Source organism: Streptococcus oralis subsp. tigurinus, assembly GCF_002093575.1.
Classification (GTDB): Bacteria; Bacillota; Bacilli; order Lactobacillales; family Streptococcaceae; genus Streptococcus; species Streptococcus oralis_CH.
Genome location: NZ_LNVH01000011.1, coordinates 1 through 19171, shown reverse-complemented (window position 1 = coordinate 19171; position 19171 = coordinate 1). Strand labels below are relative to the sequence as shown.

Genomic DNA, 19171 nt, shown 5'->3' with positions numbered 1-19171 from the left:
AGGACGCTGAACGGTACAAAAAACAGTCCCGTCATTCACAGAACTGTTCTCTTCTAATCTAATCCCTAAACCAGAGAGCGATTTCTCGTTTAGCTGACTCTTCTGAATCTGATCCGTGTACCACGTTTTGAATGGCTTGATTTTCTCCTGCCGCCTTGGCAAAATCTCCCCGGATGGTTCCTGGTAGTGCCTCTTCTGGACGAGTGGCACCCATCATGTCACGCCAGCTTTCAATTACCTTGGGACCTGAAATGATTCCAACAATTATTGGGCCTGAGGTCATAAATTGACGGATAGGAGGATAAAAACTTTTTTCAACTAAGTCGCGATAGTGTTGGTCAATCAAAGCTTCTGAAACTGCTGAACGTAACTCTAATTTTTCGAGTTTGAAACCACGTCGCTCAATTCTTTTCAAAACCTCGCCAACTAGACCTCTCTTCACACCATCTGGCTTAATGATAAAGAATGTTTGTTCCATATAAATCCCCTTGTCACTTTAGTTCTTCTATTCTACCACACTTTATGAAAAAGTGGGAAAATTTTCTGAAACAAAGCAAAGAGAACCCGAAGGTTCTCTTATTTACTTTTATTCTATAGTTTCTTCAGATTGGATTTCCACAGTTTCATCTACTGGAGCAAGTTCTGTATCTTCTTGTTCAGGAGTCAGATATTCTGCGTCATTGATTGCCTGTGGTTCAAGGTTACGGTAGCGAGCCATACCAGTACCTGCTGGGATGATCTTACCAATAATAACATTTTCCTTGAGTCCAAGGAGATGGTCTTTCTTACCACGGATGGCCGCATCTGTAAGGACACGAGTTGTTTCCTGGAAGGAAGCCGCTGACAAGAAACTGTTTGTTTCAAGTGAGGCTTTGGTAATTCCCATAAGGACTGGGCGACCAGTCGCTGGAACCCCACCTGCGATAAGGACATCTTTATTAGCATCTGTAAAATCGTTAATGTCTAAAAGGGTACCCATGAGAAGATCTGTATCACCTGGATCCATGACACGGACTTTACGGATCATTTGACGAACCATAACCTCGATGTGTTTGTCACCGATTTCTACCCCTTGACTACGGTAAACTTTTTGGACTTCACCAAGAAGGTAAGTTTCAACTGACAAGACATCACGAACAGCAAGGAGATGTTTTGGTTGGATAGAACCCTCTGTCAATGCTGCACCACGAGAAACTTGGTCTCCAACTTCAACACGCATACGTGCTGTAAATGGAACGACATATTCTCCTTCGCCAGTTTCACCCTTAACAAAGACTTTCTTCGTACGAGTTGACGCGTCTTCTTCAATGGCGGTAACTTGTCCCTTGACCTCTGTGATGACCGCTTCCCCTTTTGGATTGCGGGCTTCAAAGATTTCTTGGACACGAGGAAGACCCTGAGTGATATCGGTATTTGAGGCAACCCCACCCGTGTGGAAGGTACGCATTGTAAGTTGTGTACCAGGTTCCCCGATAGATTGGGCAGCGATTGTACCAACTGCTTCACCAACTTCAACCGCATCACCAGTCGCCAAGTTGATACCGTAACAGTGACGGCAGACACCATGACGAGTGTTACATGTAAATACGGAACGGATAGTCACTTCTTCCACACCAGCATTGACAATCTCGCGCGCCTTGTCTTCTGTAATCAACTCATTTGGACCAATGATGACTTCGCCAGTTTCTGGGTGTTTAACAGTTTTCTTAGTGTAACGACCATTGAGACGTTCTTCGAGAGACTCGATCATCTCTTTTCCTTCTGCGATAGAGCGGATCAAGAGACCACGGTCTGTTCCACAGTCGTCCTCACGGATGATAACGTCTTGGGCGACGTCAACCAAACGACGAGTCAAGTAACCTGAGTCGGCTGTCTTAAGGGCCGTATCGGTCATACCTTTACGAGCACCGTGAGTTGAGAAGAACATTTCGAGTACTGACAAACCTTCGCGGAAGTTTGAAAGGATTGGCAATTCCATGATACGTCCGTTCGGAGCGGCCATCAGACCACGCATACCGGCAAGTTGTGAGAAGTTCGAGATGTTACCACGGGCTCCTGAGTCCATCATCATAACGATTGGGTTCTTCGGATCTTGATTATCGACCAAGCGTTTTTCCAATTTCTCACGAGCTGCACGCCATTCAGCTGTAACGGCATTGTAACGTTCATCATCAGTAATCAAACCACGACGGAACTGTTTTGTGATTTGTTCTACACGCTTATGAGATTCTTCGATGATTTCAGCCTTGTCTTCAACCACTGGGATATCAGCAATCCCCACTGTCAATCCAGCAAGTGTTGAATGATGGTAACCTAAGTCTTTCAATCGGTCCAAGAATGCAGAGGTTTCTGTTGTACGGAAACGTTTGAAAATCTCAGCGATGATATTTCCAAGGTTTTTCTTCTTGAATGGAGGATTGAGTTCAAGATTGCGAATGGCTTCCTTGATATCGCCACCTAGTGGTAAGAAGTATTTAGCTGGAAGCCCTTCTGTCAAGTTTGCATTATTTGGTTCTTGCAAGTAAGGTAGACCCTCTGGCATGATATCGTTGAAGAGGATTTTACCAACTGTTGTAAGCAAGACCTTGTGTTTTTGCTCTTCAGTCCATGGTTTGTTAAGGCTATCTGTCGCGATACCAACACGTGAGTGGAGGTGAACATAACCATTGCGATAAGCCATGACAGCTTCGTCACGATCCTTGAAGACCATTCCTTCACCTTCACGGCCAGCTTCTTCCATGGTCAAGTAGTAGTTACCCAAAACCATATCCTGAGATGGAGTAACAACTGGTTTACCATCTTTCGGATTCAAGATGTGCTCTGCAGCGAGCATCAAGATACGAGCTTCTGCTTGGGCTTCTTCTGAAAGCGGTACGTGGATGGCCATTTGGTCCCCGTCAAAGTCGGCATTGTAGGCTTCACAGACAAGCGGGTGCAAACGAAGGGCCTTACCATCGATCAAGACTGGCTCGAAAGCTTGGATACCCAAACGGTGAAGGGTCGGTGCGCGGTTCAAAAGCACTGGGTGTTCTTTGATTACTTCTTCAAGGATATCCCAGATACGTTCGTCTCCGCGTTCTACCAAGCGTTTAGCTGCTTTGACGTTTTGCACGATGTCACGGGCAACGATTTCACGCATGACAAATGGTTTAAAGAGTTCGATCGCCATTTCGCGTGGCACACCACATTGGTACATCTTAAGAGTTGGACCAACGGCGATAACGGAACGTCCTGAGAAGTCAACACGTTTACCGAGCAAGTTTTGACGGAAGCGTCCTTGTTTACCCTTGAGCATGTGGCTCAATGATTTGAGTGGACGGCTACCTGGTCCTGTGATTGGACGGCCACGACGGCCATTGTCAATCAACGCGTCAACCGCTTCTTGAAGCATACGCTTCTCATTCTGAACGATGATACCTGGTGCATTCAACTCAAGCAAACGAGCCAAACGGTTGTTACGATTGATAACACGACGGTAAAGGTCGTTCAAGTCAGATGAGGCAAAACGGCCACCATCCAACTGCAACATTGGACGGAGATCTGGTGGAATAACTGGAAGGATGTTGAGAACCATCCATTCAGGTTTGTTCCCAGACTTGTAAAAGGCATCCAAAACATCCAAACGACGGATGGCTTTGACACGTTTTTGTCCAGTAGCTGTTTTCAACTCTTCTTTGAGTTCAGCAATTTCTTTTTCAAGATCTACTTGTTTCAACAGGTCTTGGATGGCTTCGGCACCCATCTTGGCAACGAATGATCCATAGCCATACTCACGCAAGCGCTCACGGTATTCGCGCTCTGTCATGATAGACTTGTGCTCAAGTGGTGTATCCTTAGGATCAATCACTACATAAGCCGCAAAGTAGATAACTTCCTCGAGGGCACGAGGGCTCATATCAAGGGTCAAGCCCATACGGCTTGGAATCCCCTTGAAATACCAGATGTGAGATACAGGAGCTTTCAACTCGATGTGCCCCATACGCTCACGACGAACTTTTGTACGCGTTACTTCAACCCCACAACGGTCACAAACAATCCCTCTGTAACGAATGCGTTTGTACTTACCACAAGCACATTCCCAGTCCTTTGTAGGACCAAAGATGACTTCGTCAAAGAGTCCTTCACGTTCTGGTTTCAACGTACGGTAATTGATTGTTTCAGGTTTTTTGACTTCTCCATAAGACCATGAACGGACTTTGCTTGGAGAAGCTAGGGTGATTTGCATACTTTTAAAACGATTTACATCAACCACTATTTCTTCCCTTTCTATTCTAAGTGAACTGCTTATTCTTGTTCAGCAGTTTCTTCTGTTGCTTCCGCTTTTGTTGCTTTCTCAGCCTCTTCAGCTTCAAAGGCTGCTTTAGCCTCTTGGGCTGCTTTTTCGCGGGCTTTTTCAAGGTCATCTACGTGGATGACATCTTCGTCCATTCCTTCATCCAAGTCGCGAAGTTCCACTTCTTGGTCATCTTCGTCAAGGACACGCATGTCAAGACCAAGAGATTGCAATTCTTTCACAAGAACTCGGAAGGATTCTGGAACACCTGGTTTTGGAATTGGTTTTCCTTTTGTAATAGCTTCATAAGCTCTCAAACGTCCGTTGATATCGTCAGATTTGTAAGTCAAGATTTCTTGAAGAACATTTGACGCACCGTAGGCTTCAAGAGCCCAAACCTCCATCTCACCGAAACGTTGTCCACCAAACTGAGCTTTACCTCCAAGTGGCTGTTGAGTAACGGTTGAGTAAGGTCCGACTGAACGCGCGTGCAATTTATCATCAACCATGTGGTGGAGTTTGATCATGTACATGACACCAACTGATACACGGTTATCAAATGGCTCACCAGTACGGCCATCGTAAAGGATAGTCTTGGCATCGCTGTCCATACCTGCTTCTTTAACAGTGTCCCAAAGGTCTTCAGAACTTGCTCCGTCAAAGACTGGTGTTGCGATGTGGATACCAAGAGTACGTGCTGCCATACCAAGGTGGAGCTCCATAACCTGACCGATATTCATACGTGATGGCACCCCAAGTGGGTTCAACATGATATCAACTGGAGTTCCGTCTGGAAGGTAAGGCATGTCTTCTACAGGAACGATACGAGAGACAACCCCTTTGTTTCCGTGACGCCCGGCCATCTTATCTCCGACCTTGATCTTACGTTTTTGAGCGATGTAGACGCGAACCAGCATGTTGACGCCTGATTGCAACTCATCTCCATTTGCACGTGTAAAGATCTTAACATCACGAACGACACCATCGGCACCGTGTGGTACACGAAGAGAAGTATCACGCACCTCACGAGACTTGTCTCCGAAGATAGCGTGCAAGAGGCGTTCTTCAGCTGAAAGATCTTTTTCACCTTTAGGCGTTACTTTACCTACAAGGATATCGCCTTCTTTAACCTCAGCACCGATACGGATAATCCCCATTTCGTCAAGGTTTTTAAGGGCATCTTCCCCAACGTTTGGAATCTCACGAGTAATTTCTTCAGGTCCAAGCTTTGTATCGCGCGTTTCTGATTCGTATTCTTCAAGGTGGACAGATGTGTAGACATCGTCTTTGACCAAGCGTTCGCTCATGATAACGGCATCCTCGAAGTTGTAACCTTCCCAAGTCATGTAGGCGACGATTGGGTTTTGTCCCAGCGCCATTTCTCCATTTTCCATAGAAGGTCCGTCAGCGATAAAGTCGCCTTTTTCAACGACATCCCCAACTTTAACGAGGGTACGTTGGTTGTAGGCAGTACCTGAGTTTGAACGACGGAATTTTTGAACGTGGTAGACATCTAGGGAACCATCTTCACGGCGAACTTCTACCTTGTCCGCATCTGCGTAGGTAACTTTACCGCCATGCTGAGCAATAACCGCAGCTCCAGAGTCGTGAGCTGCTTGGTATTCCATACCAGTACCAACGTAAGGTGCTTTTGGATCAATCAATGGCACAGCCTGACGTTGCATGTTGGCACCCATGAGGGCACGGTTGGAGTCATCGTTTTCCAAGAAAGGAATACATGCTGTCGCAACGGCAACTACCTGTTTTGGTGAAACGTCCATGTAGTCAACCACTTCTGCTGGATACTCTTGGTTGACCCCTTGGTGACGTCCCATGACAACTTTCTCAGTAAAAGTACCATCTTCGTTCAATTTTGAATTAGCCTGTGCTACAGTAAATTCATCTTCTTCATCGGCTGTCAACCAAACGATTTCGTTTGTGACTACACCAGTTTCACGGTCAACCTTACGGTATGGTGTTTGAACAAATCCATACTTGTTCAAGTGTCCGTATGATGACAAGTTATTGATCAAACCGATGTTAGGTCCTTCAGGTGTTTCAATTGGACACATACGACCATAGTGAGTGTAGTGCACGTCACGTACTTCATATCCAGCACGGTCACGAGTCAAACCACCAGGCCCTAAGGCTGACAAACGACGTTTGTGAGACAACTCAGAAAGTGGGTTGTGTTGGTCCATGAACTGGGACAATTGTGAAGAACCAAAGAATTCTTTGATCGCAGCTGTCACAGGGCGGATGTTGATAATTTGTTGTGGTGTTAAAACTTCATTGTCCTGAACAGACATACGTTCACGGACATTACGTTCCATACGAGAAAGTCCAAGACGTACTTGGTTAGCAAGCAATTCACCAACTGCACGGATACGACGGTTTCCAAGGTGGTCGATATCATCCACACGTCCGATACCTTCTGCCAAGTTGAGGAAGTAGCTCATCTCTGCAAGGATATCCGCAGGAGTTACAACATGAACCTTGTCGTCTGGATTGGCATTTCCGATGATAGTTACGACACGGTCTGGGTCCGTTGGGGCAACAACCTTGAATTTTTGAAGGACAACTGGTTCTGTCAGAACCGCCGCATCGTTTGGAATATAAACGATCTTGTTCAAGTCGCCATCCAAGTGACTCTCGATACTTTCAATCACACTACGAGTCATAACGGTACCAGCTTCTACCAAGATTTCACCAGTTTCGGGATCTACCAATGGCTCAGCAATGGTTTGGTTGAGCAAGCGTGTTTTAACATTGAGTTTTTTATTGATCTTGTAACGACCAACTGCTGCCAAATCGTAGCGGCGTGGGTCAAAGAAACGAGCCACAAGCAAGCTACGTGAACTTTCAGCAGTCTTAGGCTCACCTGGACGAAGGCGTTCGTAGATTTCTTTCAAGGCTTCGTCTGTACGAGAGTCCATTGGATTCTTGTGGATATCTTTTTCAACAGTATTGCGAACCAATTCGCTATCACCAAAGATATCAAAGATTTCATCATCACCTGAGAAACCAAGCGCACGAACCAAGGTCGTAAATGGAATCTTACGAGTACGGTCGATACGAGTATAAGCGATGTCTTTTGAGTCGCTTTCAAGTTCCAACCAAGCTCCACGGTTAGGGATAACAGTAGAACCGTAACCCACTTTACCGTTCTTGTCTACTTTGTCATTAAAGTAAACACCTGGTGAGCGGACCAACTGAGAAACGATAATACGTTCACCACCATTGATGATGAAAGTACCCATTTCGGTCATGATTGGGAAATCACCAAAGAAGACTTCTTGAGTCTTGATTTCGCCTGTTTCTTTATTAATCAAGCGGAAGGTTACAAAAATTGGTGCTGAGTAGCTAGCATCGTGGATACGTGCTTCTTCGAGCGTGTATTTTGGTTCCTTGATTTCATAGCCAACAAATTCCAACTCCATTGTGTCCGTGAAGTTTGAAATTGGCAATACATCTTCAAATACTTCCTTAAGACCGTGATCTAGGAAATCTTTGAATGAATCCGTTTGAATTTCAATCAAATTTGGTAAGTCAAGAACTTCTTTGATTCTTGAAAAACTACGACGGGTACGATGTTTCCCGTATTGAACGTCATGTCCTGCCAAGATGATTCTCCTTTGTAAATAAATTCCAAGCCTTGTCAATCAGGCTTTTCTAATCGTCATATGGTTTTAAAAACCCCTATCACCGTGTCCCTTTGACGAATTTTCAGAATCTTTAAATCTTTGTTACAAGCATTCAAAAACCTGAAAAAAAGCACAAAAAGAGCAGCTAAATCTGACTTTTTCAGAAGATTTAACTGCTGTGAGCCTTGTCTGGACAATATTTCAGACAAAACCTACGACAAATGATTATTCATATTATACCTTATTTAGCTAGATTTTTCAAGTTTTTTTTACTATTTTTTAAACAATCTTTTCCTATATATTATTTTAAAATTTCAAGAAAATGAAACATTATATTTTCTCTTAAAAGTCGGGAAAACGCTTGCACTAATGTTTACCTCGTGCTATACTGATAGGGAACAACTACACAAGGAGAATTGTGATGAAAAAGATCCCATCTCAAACTGAGAAAAAAATGATTTATGGTATCCGTTCCTTGAAGAACGGAACTGGTTCTGTCCTTATTGGTGCCAGCATTGTCTTGCTTTCTGCTACAATGCCAACTATTTCGGCCAACGAAAACCTTCCTCAAACTCAGGAAAATACCAGTGCTGTGACCAAGGCCCCTACTGAGACTGAAACGAGTCAAACTCAAAAGGAAACGCCTATTTCTGAACAAAAGAATGCAAACGCTTCCCTTGATTCTAAAAAAGAAGCTCCAGCTGTGGAAACTACTACAGCACTAGAAACACCTAAAACAGAAGATACTACTACAAGCCAGGCTAACAGCAAGGAAGAGAAAGTAGACGCCAGCACTTCATCGCCAACTTCAGATCAAAAACCACAAGCTGACACATCCTCTGAAGAACCCATCGCAGACAACCACTTCCGTATCCATGTAAAAAAACTCCCTGAAGAAAACAAAGATTCTCAAGGTCTTTGGACTTGGGACGATGTTGAAAAGCCGTCTGAAAACTGGCCCAATGGAGCCAAATCCTTTAAGGATGCCAAGAAAGATGACTACGGTTATTATCTAGATGTCAAACTCAAAAATGAGCAAGCCAAGAAAGTCAGCTTCCTCATCAACAATACCAAAGGGGATAACCTGACGGGAGACCGTTCGGTAGAGCGCCTCTCTCCAAAAATGAATGAGGCTTGGCTAGATGAAAACTACAGGGTATACAACTACCGTCCTCAACCAGCAGGAACTGTCCGTGTCAACTACTACCGCACCGATGGAAACTATGACAAAAAATCTCTCTGGTATTGGGGCGATGTTAAAAACCCAAGCAGTGGAGAATGGCCTGACGGTACTGACTTTACAGCAACTGGAAAATATGGTCGCTACATTGATATCCCACTCAATGAAGCTGCGAGAGAATTTGGATTTTTATTACTAGACGAAAGCAAGAAAGGCGATGATGTGAAAATCAGAAAAGAGGATTATAAATTCACTGATCTAAAAAATCACAGTCAAATTTTCCTCAAAGATGATGACGAAACCATCTACACCAACCCTTACTATATACACGATATCCGTATGACTGGTGCCCAACACGTGGCTAAATCTCGTATCGAAAGCAGTTTTTCTACCCTCGTTGGAGCTAAGAAAGATGATATCCTCAAACACTCCAGCATCACTGATTACCAAGGGAATAAAGTAGCTATCACAGACGTGGAAGTGGATGAGGCAGGTAAAAAAGTGACCTACATCGGCAACTTCTCTGACACCCAACACCCGTACACTGTCAGCTACAATTCAGACCGCTTTACCACACGTTCAAGCTGGCGCCTCAAGGATGAGTCCTACAGTTACGATGGTCCACTCGGCGCAACTCTAAAAGAAGATGGAAAGCGTGTTGACCTCACCCTCTGGTCTCCAAGTGCTGATAAGGTTTCCGTTGTTGTCTATGACAAGAAAGACCCTGAAAAAGTAGTTGGAACTGTCGCCCTTGAAAAAGGAGAAAAAGGAACCTGGAAACAAACTCTGGATGCAAACTCTGGTCTCGGTATCAGCAACTACACTGGCTATTACTACCACTACCAGATCGAGCGCCAAGGTAAAACTGTCCTCGTTCTTGACCCTTATGCCAAATCATTAGCGGCTTGGAACAGTGACCTAGCAAAAACAGATGCCGCTCATAAGGTCGCTAAAGCTGCCTTTGTGGACCCATCTAAACTAGGCCCACAAGATTTGACCTACGGTAAGATTCGCAATTTCAAATCGCGCGAAGATGCTGTCATCTATGAAGCCCATGTTCGTGACTTCACCTCAGATCCTGCCATCGCAAAAGACTTGACCAAGCCATTTGGTACCTTTGAAGCCTTTATCGAAAAACTGGACTATCTCAAAGACTTGGGTGTGACCCACATCCAGCTCCTTCCAGTCTTGTCTTACTACTTTGTCAATGAATTGAAAAACCATGAACGTTTGTCTGCCTACGCTTCAAGCAACAGCAACTACAACTGGGGATATGACCCTCAAAACTACTTCTCCTTGACTGGCATGTACTCAAGCGATCCTAAGGATCCAGAAAAACGTATCGCAGAATTCAAAAACCTCATCAACGAAATCCACAAACGTGGCATGGGGGCTATCTTGGATGTGGTCTACAACCATACTGCCAATGTTGATATTTTTGAGGATATTGAGCCAAACTACTACCACTTTATGGATGCAGACGGAACTCCTCGTACCAGCTTTGGAGGTGGCCGTTTGGGAACTACCCACTACATGTCTAAACGTGTCTTGGTAGACTCCATCAAGTATCTGGTTGAAACCTACAAAGTAGATGGTTTCCGCTTCGATATGATGGGTGACCACGATGCAGCTTCTATCGAAGAAGCGTACAAAGCTGCACGCGCCCTCAATCCAAATCTTATCATGCTAGGTGAAGGCTGGAGAACCTATACTGGTGATGAAAATACGCCTGTACAAGCTGCTGACCAAGATTGGATGAAGAAAACAGATACTGTTGCTGTCTTTTCAGACGACATCCGTAACAACCTCAAGTCTGGCTATCCAAACGAAGGTCAACCTGCCTTTATCACAGGTGGCAAACGCGATATCAATACCATCTTTAAAAATCTCATTGCCCAACCAACCAACTTTGAAGCAGACACCCCTGGAGATGTTATCCAGTATATCGCAGCCCATGATAACTTGACCCTCTTTGACATCATTGCCCAGTCTATCAAAAAAGACCCAAGCAAGGCTGAAAACTACGCTGAGATCCATCGTCGTTTGCGACTTGGAAACCTCATGGTCTTGACTGCTCAAGGAACTCCGTTTATCCACTCTGGTCAGGAATACGGACGTACCAAACAATTCCTTGATCCAGCCTATAAGAATCCTGTCTCAGAGGATAAGGTTCCAAACAAGTCTCACCTGTTGCGCGACAAGGACGGCAAGCCATTTGTCTATCCTTACTTTATCCATGACTCTTACGACTCTAGTGATGCTGTCAACAAGTTTGATTGGACCAAAGCTACAGATAGCAAAGCATATCCTGAAAATGTCAAGAGCCGTGACTACATGAAAGGATTGATCGCTCTTCGTCTATCTACGGACGCCTTCCGACTCAAGAGTCTACAAGATATCAAAGAACGCGTCCAACTCATTACTGTCCCAGGACAAAATGGTGTTGAAAAAGAAGACGTGGTCATCGGCTACCAAATCACCGCTCCAAACGGTGATGTCTACGCTGTCTTTGTCAATGCAGATGATAAGGCTCGCGAATTCAACTTGGGGACTGCATTTGCTCACTTGAGAAAGGCTGAAGTCCTCGCAGATGAAAACCAAGCAGGACCAGTAGGAATTGCTAACCCTCAAGGTCTCGAATGGACTGAAAAAGGCTTGAAATTGAACGCTCTCACCGCCGTTATTCTCCGCTTGTCTCAAGGTGGTGCCATTGTCGCTCCAGCTGTGGAAGAAAAACCAGAATTTAATCTTTCTAGCCTGGACGTTGAACCAGAACAAGGTCAAGCTCAAAACCTAGCCGCCAATCCTGAAACTCAAGAAACTGCTGCAGAGGCTCTTTCTCAGAAAGTCCTTCCAAACACAGGAACTGAGAGCAAATCCCTCCTTGCTCTTGCTGGATTCAGCATCCTTGCCCTTCTCGGACTTGGATGGTTGATAAAAAACAAGAAAAAGAATAACACTCAATGAAAATCAAAGGGTAAGCTAGGAAGCTAGCCGCAGGCTTTACTCGAGTACGACAAGGCGAAGCTGACCTGGTTTAAAGAGATTTTCGAAGAGTATAACCTAGCCCTCCTATAGAGAAAACACCCCATGATCAGAAGAATCTTCTAGTCACGGGGTGTTGTTTTTATGGTACACTTAGCTATCAAATCATATATTCTACACTATAGGTGGCATCTGATAAGATACGAGCCAGGAACTGCTTGGTTCGTTCTTCTTGTGGACGACTAAAGAAATCGTGGGGATTGTTCTCCTCTACGATACGGCCTCCATCCATGAAAATAACGTGGTTGGCAACATCTCTAGCAAATCCCATCTCATGCGTGACGACCACCATGGTCACACCTTCTCCCGCCAACTGTTTCAGAACATCCAAAACATCTCCAACCAACTCAGGGTCTAGTGCAGATGTTGGTTCATCTAGCAAAATGACCTCGGGCTTGACGGCAATGGCACGCGCAATTCCTATTCGTTGTTGTTGCCCTCCAGATAGTTGTGAAGGGTAGTAGTCCTTATAGGCCAGTAAACCAACTTTTCCCAAGGCAGATTCTGCACGTTTGAGCGCTTCTTCCTTGGGAACTTTACGAGCTACGATTAGGCCTTCTAGAATATTTTCCAGAGCAGTTTTATTTGCAAAGAGATTGTAGTGTTGGAAAACAAAGGCTGTTTTTTGGCGAATTTCTAGAATGTCTTTCTTGCTTAATTTGGCCAAGTCATAGGTCTTTCCTGCCAAGTTCAAACGGCCACTGTCAGCTTTTTCTAAGTGGTTGAGACAACGGAGAAAGGTCGTTTTCCCCGAACCTGATGGTCCTAAAATGACGACTACATCCCCTTGGTTGACCTGAAGATTGACATCCTCCAGTACTTGCCTCTCACCAAATGTTTTTGCGATATGTTCTACTTGTAACATCCTGTCCTCCTATACAAAACGCGCGCTAGATGCTTTTGCTCTCTTTTCTTTTTTCACATAGCCTTTCTCCAGTAGAGAGAAGCCCCACTGAATCAAACCACAAATCAAAATATACTGCAAAAAGATCACGAAATAAGACTCAAAATACTGGTAGCCATAGGACGCTTCCACACGAGCAATAGCGGTGATGTCCTTGATAGTCATAACAAAGACCAAGGAGGTCCCTTTGACGATATTGATCACCAGATTGGCCAAGTTAGGCAAGGCTGAGCGTAAGGCTTGAGGAAAAACAATCCTTAGATAGGCCTGGGTCGTAGTCAACCCAATCGCATGCGCTGCCTCTAGTTGTCCCTTGTCCACCGTCAAGATAGCTGAGCGCAAAATCTCCGATAAACTCCCGACTGTCATCAAACTATAAATGATAAAAGCATAGTAGAGAGGATCAAGTTTGAAAATATCAAAGTCACTTCCTATGCTTTTGAGAAATTGATTCAGCAGGCTTGGAAACAAACTATAAAAGAAGAGAATCAATAAAATCGGAGGAGTCGCCCGGATAAAAGCCAGATAGACCAGAGAAAAACTCCTCACCCCTCGAACCTTGTAAATCTGCCCCAAGGCCAAAAATAGAGCCGGTAAAAAGCTTAAGACCATAGCCACAATCATGATAATCAAGGTGATTGGCACACCCTTCAAGGTCTCCAGAAAGGTCTTTACAATATAGTCTATATCCATTTCTTACCTCCCTTTTGTTTCCAAAGACTTCTCAAGCAAACGACTCAAGCTAGAAATAACCAAGGCAATCCCCCAGTAAAGAAGCGCGACTGCCGTATAGGTTTCCAGAGAGTAGTTCCCTAAATTGCGACTGATCAAGAGATTCCCCGCCCCCATAACATCAACGAAACCAATCGTATAAGCCAAGGCGGCATCCCGCATGAGATTGAGAATAGCGGTCGTTATATTGGGAAGAGCAACTTGAAAAGCTTGGGGAAAAATGATTCTCCAAAAAGTCTGACTTGGAGTCAAACCAATACTAAGCCCGGCCTCTGTCTGCCCCTTTGGAATAGCTTGATAGCTCGCCTTGAAAACCTCGGCAACAATAGCCACAAACAAGAGAATCATCGTCAGGAGAACAAAAATAGTTTTAGACCAGTTGTTGATATCCAAACCAAGCCACCATTTCAGAAATTCTGGCAAGCCATAAAAGACTAGAAAAAGCAAGACAATCGGCGGTGTACAACGTAGGGTAAAGATATAGCCTTTGGAAATCGCTGCAAAACTCTTGTCTTCTCCTACTTGTGCCCAGGCCAAGAGACCTCCAAAAAGGGAACCAAGAAGAGTGGTAAAAAAGAGAATGGACAAGGTCATAGGAAGTGCCTGCCATAAGGTTGGCAAAAACTGAAAGACCTTGGAAAAATCATAAGAAACCATGCAAAACCCTTTCTAGTCTTGGAATTTCTGGCCTAGTCTTTGTCTACGTAACTAAAGACATCTTCTTTAAAGTATTGCTGAGACAGCTTAGCAAGCGTGCCATCTTCTTTCAACTCTTTGATTGCTTTTTCGTATTCTTTAGCGAATTGCTCACCCTTTTCATCACGGTGAATCAAGGGATAAGTTGGAATGCCCTTGTATGGGAACCAGCTGAGTTTATCCGCATATTGGTGGTAAGGACCATCTTCTGCGGTAACTGCTTTTTCAAAGGACAGTTTGATATCAAAGAAGGCGTCATAACGTCCTTCTAAGACCCAGGCATAGGCATCTGCCACCTTAAAGGATTCAGCTGCTGTTAGCTCAATCGGTGCATCCTGATGTTTTTCATTGTAGCTGGTGATGACATTCCATTGAGCATTCTGTGGAGAGATGGGAACCAATTTCCCTTTATTCTTAGCAAAGTCATCAATGGTTTTGTATTTCTGTTCATCTTCTTTTCTGACAGTAAATCCGATGATGCTCGCTCCCACTGGTTCAGATGGAATGACAAACTTTTTAGCTCGTTCATCTGTGTACCAAGCTCCCTTGGTTCCGATGTCATACTTGCCTGATTCCAGACCAATCAAGAGGTCATCATCACTGGTACCTGTATATTCAAATTGATAGTTTGCCAACTTCTCATCAACAGCTTTCAAAACAGCTACTTCATAACCATCTGATTCCCCTTTTTCATTGACAAAGTCATAAGGTACATAGTTTTGCGTATGGGCAACCTTCAAAGTTATGACTTCAGCAGACGAAGCCGTTTCTCCCTCCTTGGCTGGAACGCCAGCTAAACTTTTCCCGATAATCGTTGCCCCAATTACTGCAACAACTGCTACACCACCGATAATCCATGCTTTTTTACTCATCTTTTTCTCCTTTAGTTTTCAAGCGCTTCTCTCACCCACTGGATACGTTCAACTGCGATATCACTTGGAATGGTACAATCTGCTCCAAGTACCAAGCCCTGTTTCCCAGCTTCTGCAACTAGTTTCTTTGCTTCTGCCTGAATGGCATCCTTGCTACCAGTATACAGTAAGCCTGTCTTGCCATTTTCGAATCCTCCAAGAACCGTACGTCCCTTGAAAATCTCACGACCTTCCTTGAGAGTGATTCCCTCTGGTCCTACAGCCCAGTTAAAGACTTGGGCTGGATAGTCTGCAAAAAGGTAAATATCATTTCGCGCTCCCTCGTAGCCACAGATATGAAGAACTGTGACGCCACCAACAGCACTAGCTGCTTCCAGAACCGTTATCTCGCTAGGGGCAATGACGGCTTGATAATCTGCTGCCGACACTCGTTGATCTTGGATACTCTGCACGCTGAGGTAGATTCCGTCAGCACCAGCCTCTTCGATGACAGCTCGACTGAGACTCGCAATATCTTCTGCAATCACATCCAACACATTCTTGAGGGCTTCAGGATCTTCCACCAGAAAGTCTGCAATAAGGTCATCACCACCAGACACTTCCCCAAGCAGCCACTTGAGATAGGTCACAGGAGCAAAAATATTGTAAATCGCAACGATATCTTCTGTAAACTCTTGCTTGATTTTCTTAACCAAGTCAACCTGCTCTTTTATCCAAGCGTGATCTGGTCCGAGTGGTTGAATGGTTGCCAATTCTTGAAGTGATTTGCCTTTGGCAATCGCTGGATTTGGATAAGCAAAGTAGCCATCACTCATGAGTTTGATAAAGTCTGGCTGAACTTCTCGGATAAAGCGCTTATGGCCCTCAATATTCTTCTCGATAATGGCTGGATTTGAGAAACCGTGTAGCCATTCGTCTTCTGATGTGAAATGATGCCAAAAACCAACTGGCACACGATCAACCTTTTCACCTCTAAATGCTTTTAAAACCCATTCTTTTTTTTCTGACATTCTTATTCTCCATTTCTTACTTTTTCAACTAATAAACTGCTGGCGATATCATTCGAGCGTAGAAAGGGGAGACTGGACTTGGAAAAATCCTGAACTCCACGACATCTCTCTCCATTTTTGCAGTGCTGATTTTTTACGACGCTTATGGCAACCAAAGCCAGCAAACCGACAACTGCAATGAAGATTCCCCACCTTTTACTTTTCATAGCTCCTCCTTTTAGAGAACAGCTGCCTGCCGAATCCAGTCCAACCTCTCTAAGTCAAAGTCATCTGGAACAGTACAGTCAGCTCCCAGAAGAACGCCTTTACTACCCGCTTCAGCCAACAACCGCCTTGTTTCATCTTGCAATTCCGCCTTGGAACCTTGATAAAGCAAGCTTTTCTTGCCATTTTCGAATCCACCTAAAACGGCCTTACCTGGAAACAACTCTTGACCCTGTGTCAAACTAACCTCCTCATGATGAGTCGCCCAGTTGACCACTTGAGCTGGATAGTCCTTAAATATCGTCACATCATTGCTCGCACCTTCAAAACCACAGATATGGAGGATATTGGTCCCACCAACCTGATTGGCTGCCTCCAAAATCGCTATATTGCTCGGTTCGATATAGTTTTGGTAGAGTGCTGGTGTGATGCGCTCATCTTGAATTTCCTGGGTGCTGAGGTAAATCCCGTCAACACCGCCTTGCTGGATGATTTTCTGAGTTAGGATAGCAATATCTCCTGCAATCACATCTAGAATCGCTCTGAATTGCTCAGGATTTTCAAGCAATAGATCAGCCACTTCCCTATCTCCTCGAGAAGTTTCTGTACGGAACCAGCGCTTGAGGTAGGAGATCGGTGAAAAGATATTGTAGAAAGAAGCAATCTCTTCGGTAAATGTCTCTCGAATCGCTTGTACCACTTCCACCTGTTGCTGAATCCATGGGTGTTCCTCACCAATCGACTCAATAGAAGTCAGCTCCTGAATGCTTGCAATCTTAGGACTATAGACATTACTTGGATAAAGGAAAAAACCGTCGCTCATAATTTTGACAAAATCAGGGCGAATCCTTTCCACATAGTTGCGATGCCCATCAACACTCTTTTGAAAGATACGTGAATTATTTAATCCCTGCCCCTTTTCTTCGAGTGTTACAAAATGAAACCAAAATCCCACAGGAACTCTTTCCACTTCATCGCCTCGAATCGCTCTAAAGACTAAATCTCTTTTACTTGCCATACCTTTCTCCTTCCATTTGGATTGAAACCATCTTACCACTCCTTTTCCCCTTTTCCCAATATATATTGACTATCAACTCGATTAGAAATTTTTATATCTATAAAGAAAAAAATCCCTGAAAAGCTTGATGTTACTAGCCTTTCAAAGATTCACTTTATTTTCATCTATTTTTCAAAAAGAAGCTGATATAGATTTTCTATCAAGCCGATTGGATTTTTTTATATCCATCTTCATTCCAAAATTAAGTACATAATTTTATCCTAATACCAAATTACTACTGAAAAATTTATTTTCTCCCGATATTTCCTTGCACAAATCCCATGAAAGCGCTACAATATTAATAGACTATTATTAGGAGGATGGGATTATGAAAATATCCAAAGTTACTATTACAATTACTTCTACACTTGCTTCCGTCATTTTACTGACTGGCTGTGGCACAAATTCGGCAAATTCACAGACAACACAAAGCAGTACATCTGAAAATCAGGTTACAATGACCTATGATCAGTTGCGTTCAAGAGAAAATACCATGTCAACTCTTTGGTATCAAAAAGCAGCTGAAACCAAGGCACTCTATCTACAAGGTTACAATGTCGCTACCGATCGTTTGAAAGAACTACTAAAAACACAGACAGATAAACCCTATTCTATCGTTTTGGACTTGGACGAAACAGTGTTAGACAACAGTCCTTATCAAGCTCAAAATGTCAAAGACGGAACAGCATTTACCCCAGAAAACTGGGATGTCTGGGTAAAAAAAGCCGCAGCCAAGGCTGTACCAGGTGCTAAAGACTTCCTCCAATTTGCAGACAAAAACGGTGTCCAAATTTACTATGTATCTGACCGCACGATAGATCAGATAGATGATACGATCAAAAACCTAGAAAACGAAGGGATTCCTGTACAAAGCCGCGATCATCTCATGTTCTTAGAAAAAGGCGTCAAATCTAAAGAAGGTCGTAGACAAGCAGTCCAAGAAAAAACCAACTTAGTCATGCTACTAGGAGACAATCTTGTGGACTTTGCAGAGTTTTCAAAGACCTCTGAAACTGAGCGCAACCAAAAATTAGAGGAATTACAAAAAGAGTTTGGTGAGAAATTCATCATTTTCCCTAACCCAATGTACGGATCATGGGAAAGCACTGTTTACAATGGTAATAAATTGGATGCCAAGGGTCAAACTGAAGAGCGCCAAAAAAACTTACAAGGTTTTGATAAATAAAATAAGAGAGCTATCTACCAGTTTACACCAACTACAAGATATCGTATTTGCGAGAATATCAAAAAAAGACGATTTCCAAGCGGAAATCGTCTTTTAATAGGACAGACTTCTCCAATTCAAAATGTACTTCATTTAGTATAGGTGTAGCCATAAATCATATTTTCTAAGTGGTTTATACATGACTGTCCGTCAGGGAAAGCAAATATGCAAAATTTAGAAATTTTGATATAATAGAACTATCAAAAAGTAAAGGAATGATTGGTATGAAAGCAATCACAGCTCACAGCTCACAGCTCACAGCTCACAGCTCACAGCTCACAGCTCACAGCTCACAGCTCACAGCTCACAGCTCACAGCTCACAGCTCAC

12 protein-coding genes are annotated in these 19171 nt (G+C 43.8%); 2 read left to right on the top strand and 10 right to left on the bottom strand.

The window, feature by feature from the left end:
* Positions 1 to 58: 58 nt before the first annotated feature.
* The 3 genes from ndk to rpoB form a co-directional block, all read right to left on the bottom strand.
* A complete protein-coding gene (ndk, locus tag ATE37_RS10315) occupies positions 59 to 478 on the bottom strand; it encodes a nucleoside-diphosphate kinase (RefSeq protein WP_084868950.1) in 420 nt (139 codons plus the stop codon).
* 108 nt (positions 479 to 586) lie between these two features.
* Entirely contained in the window at positions 587 to 4252 is a 3666-nt protein-coding gene (gene rpoC / locus ATE37_RS10310) for a DNA-directed RNA polymerase subunit beta' (RefSeq protein ID WP_180382798.1), read from the bottom strand.
* Positions 4253 to 4284: 32 nt separating this feature from the next.
* Positions 4285 to 7896 carry a DNA-directed RNA polymerase subunit beta gene (gene rpoB / locus ATE37_RS10305; RefSeq protein ID WP_084868949.1) on the bottom strand — a complete coding sequence of 1204 codons (3612 nt, stop codon included), beginning with the start codon at positions 7894 to 7896 and terminating at the stop codon, positions 4285 to 4287.
* Between the two features lie 442 nt (positions 7897 to 8338).
* Between rpoB and ATE37_RS10300 the strand changes: the two genes are divergently transcribed.
* Positions 8339 to 12064, top strand: coding sequence for a pullulanase (locus ATE37_RS10300; protein ID WP_084868948.1), 3726 nt, complete (start codon positions 8339 to 8341; stop codon positions 12062 to 12064).
* A gap of 178 nt (positions 12065 to 12242) precedes the next feature.
* On the opposite strand, the gene ATE37_RS10295 is transcribed toward ATE37_RS10300, so the two are convergent.
* Genes ATE37_RS10295 through ATE37_RS10265 form a run of 7 tightly spaced genes read right to left on the bottom strand, consistent with a single transcriptional unit; the run spans position 12243 to position 17578 of the window.
* Entirely contained in the window at positions 12243 to 13007 is a 765-nt protein-coding gene (locus ATE37_RS10295) for an amino acid ABC transporter ATP-binding protein (protein WP_084868947.1), read from the bottom strand.
* 9 nt (positions 13008 to 13016) lie between these two features.
* Complete coding sequence (locus ATE37_RS10290) at positions 13017 to 13739, bottom strand: amino acid ABC transporter permease (RefSeq protein ID WP_042768837.1); 723 nt, start codon at positions 13737 to 13739, stop codon at positions 13017 to 13019.
* Between the two features lie 3 nt (positions 13740 to 13742).
* Complete coding sequence (locus ATE37_RS10285; RefSeq protein ID WP_084868946.1) at positions 13743 to 14435, bottom strand: amino acid ABC transporter permease; 693 nt, start codon at positions 14433 to 14435, stop codon at positions 13743 to 13745.
* Between the two features lie 32 nt (positions 14436 to 14467).
* Complete coding sequence (locus ATE37_RS10280) at positions 14468 to 15346, bottom strand: transporter substrate-binding domain-containing protein (RefSeq protein ID WP_084868945.1); 879 nt, start codon at positions 15344 to 15346, stop codon at positions 14468 to 14470.
* Between the two features lie 11 nt (positions 15347 to 15357).
* Positions 15358 to 16356, bottom strand: coding sequence for a uroporphyrinogen decarboxylase family protein (locus ATE37_RS10275; RefSeq protein WP_084868944.1), 999 nt, complete (start codon positions 16354 to 16356; stop codon positions 15358 to 15360).
* Between the two features lie 2 nt (positions 16357 to 16358).
* Positions 16359 to 16562 (bottom strand): hypothetical protein, encoded by a 204-nt coding sequence (locus ATE37_RS10270; RefSeq protein WP_000837741.1) that lies wholly within the window; start codon positions 16560 to 16562, stop codon positions 16359 to 16361.
* 11 nt (positions 16563 to 16573) lie between these two features.
* The gene (locus ATE37_RS10265; RefSeq protein ID WP_084868943.1) at positions 16574 to 17578 is read right to left on the bottom strand and encodes a uroporphyrinogen decarboxylase family protein; all 1005 of its coding nucleotides are present in this window, start codon (positions 17576 to 17578) and stop codon (positions 16574 to 16576) included.
* Between the two features lie 367 nt (positions 17579 to 17945).
* Between ATE37_RS10265 and ATE37_RS10260 the strand changes: the two genes are divergently transcribed.
* A complete protein-coding gene (locus ATE37_RS10260; RefSeq protein WP_084868942.1) occupies positions 17946 to 18803 on the top strand; it encodes a 5'-nucleotidase, lipoprotein e(P4) family in 858 nt (285 codons plus the stop codon).
* Positions 18804 to 19171 lie beyond the last annotated feature (368 nt).

Excerpts from the sequence above, each read along its gene's own strand:
- ATE37_RS10265 (WP_084868943.1), bottom strand. The coding sequence starts at position 17,578 with ATGGCAAGTAAAAGAGATTTAGTCTTTAGAGCGATTCGAGGCGATGAA.
- ATE37_RS10285 (WP_084868946.1), bottom strand. The coding sequence starts at position 14,435 with ATGGTTTCTTATGATTTTTCCAAGGTCTTTCAGTTTTTGCCAACCTTA.
- ndk (WP_084868950.1), bottom strand. The coding sequence starts at position 478 with ATGGAACAAACATTCTTTATCATTAAGCCAGATGGTGTGAAGAGAGGT.
- ATE37_RS10295 (WP_084868947.1), bottom strand. The coding sequence starts at position 13,007 with ATGTTACAAGTAGAACATATCGCAAAAACATTTGGTGAGAGGCAAGTA.
- ATE37_RS10290 (WP_042768837.1), bottom strand. The coding sequence starts at position 13,739 with ATGGATATAGACTATATTGTAAAGACCTTTCTGGAGACCTTGAAGGGT.
- ATE37_RS10270 (WP_000837741.1), bottom strand. The coding sequence starts at position 16,562 with ATGAAAAGTAAAAGGTGGGGAATCTTCATTGCAGTTGTCGGTTTGCTG.
- ATE37_RS10280 (WP_084868945.1), bottom strand. The coding sequence starts at position 15,346 with ATGAGTAAAAAAGCATGGATTATCGGTGGTGTAGCAGTTGTTGCAGTA.
- ATE37_RS10275 (WP_084868944.1), bottom strand. The coding sequence starts at position 16,356 with ATGTCAGAAAAAAAAGAATGGGTTTTAAAAGCATTTAGAGGTGAAAAG.
- ATE37_RS10260 (WP_084868942.1), top strand. The coding sequence starts at position 17,946 with ATGAAAATATCCAAAGTTACTATTACAATTACTTCTACACTTGCTTCC.
- ATE37_RS10300 (WP_084868948.1), top strand. The coding sequence starts at position 8,339 with ATGAAAAAGATCCCATCTCAAACTGAGAAAAAAATGATTTATGGTATC.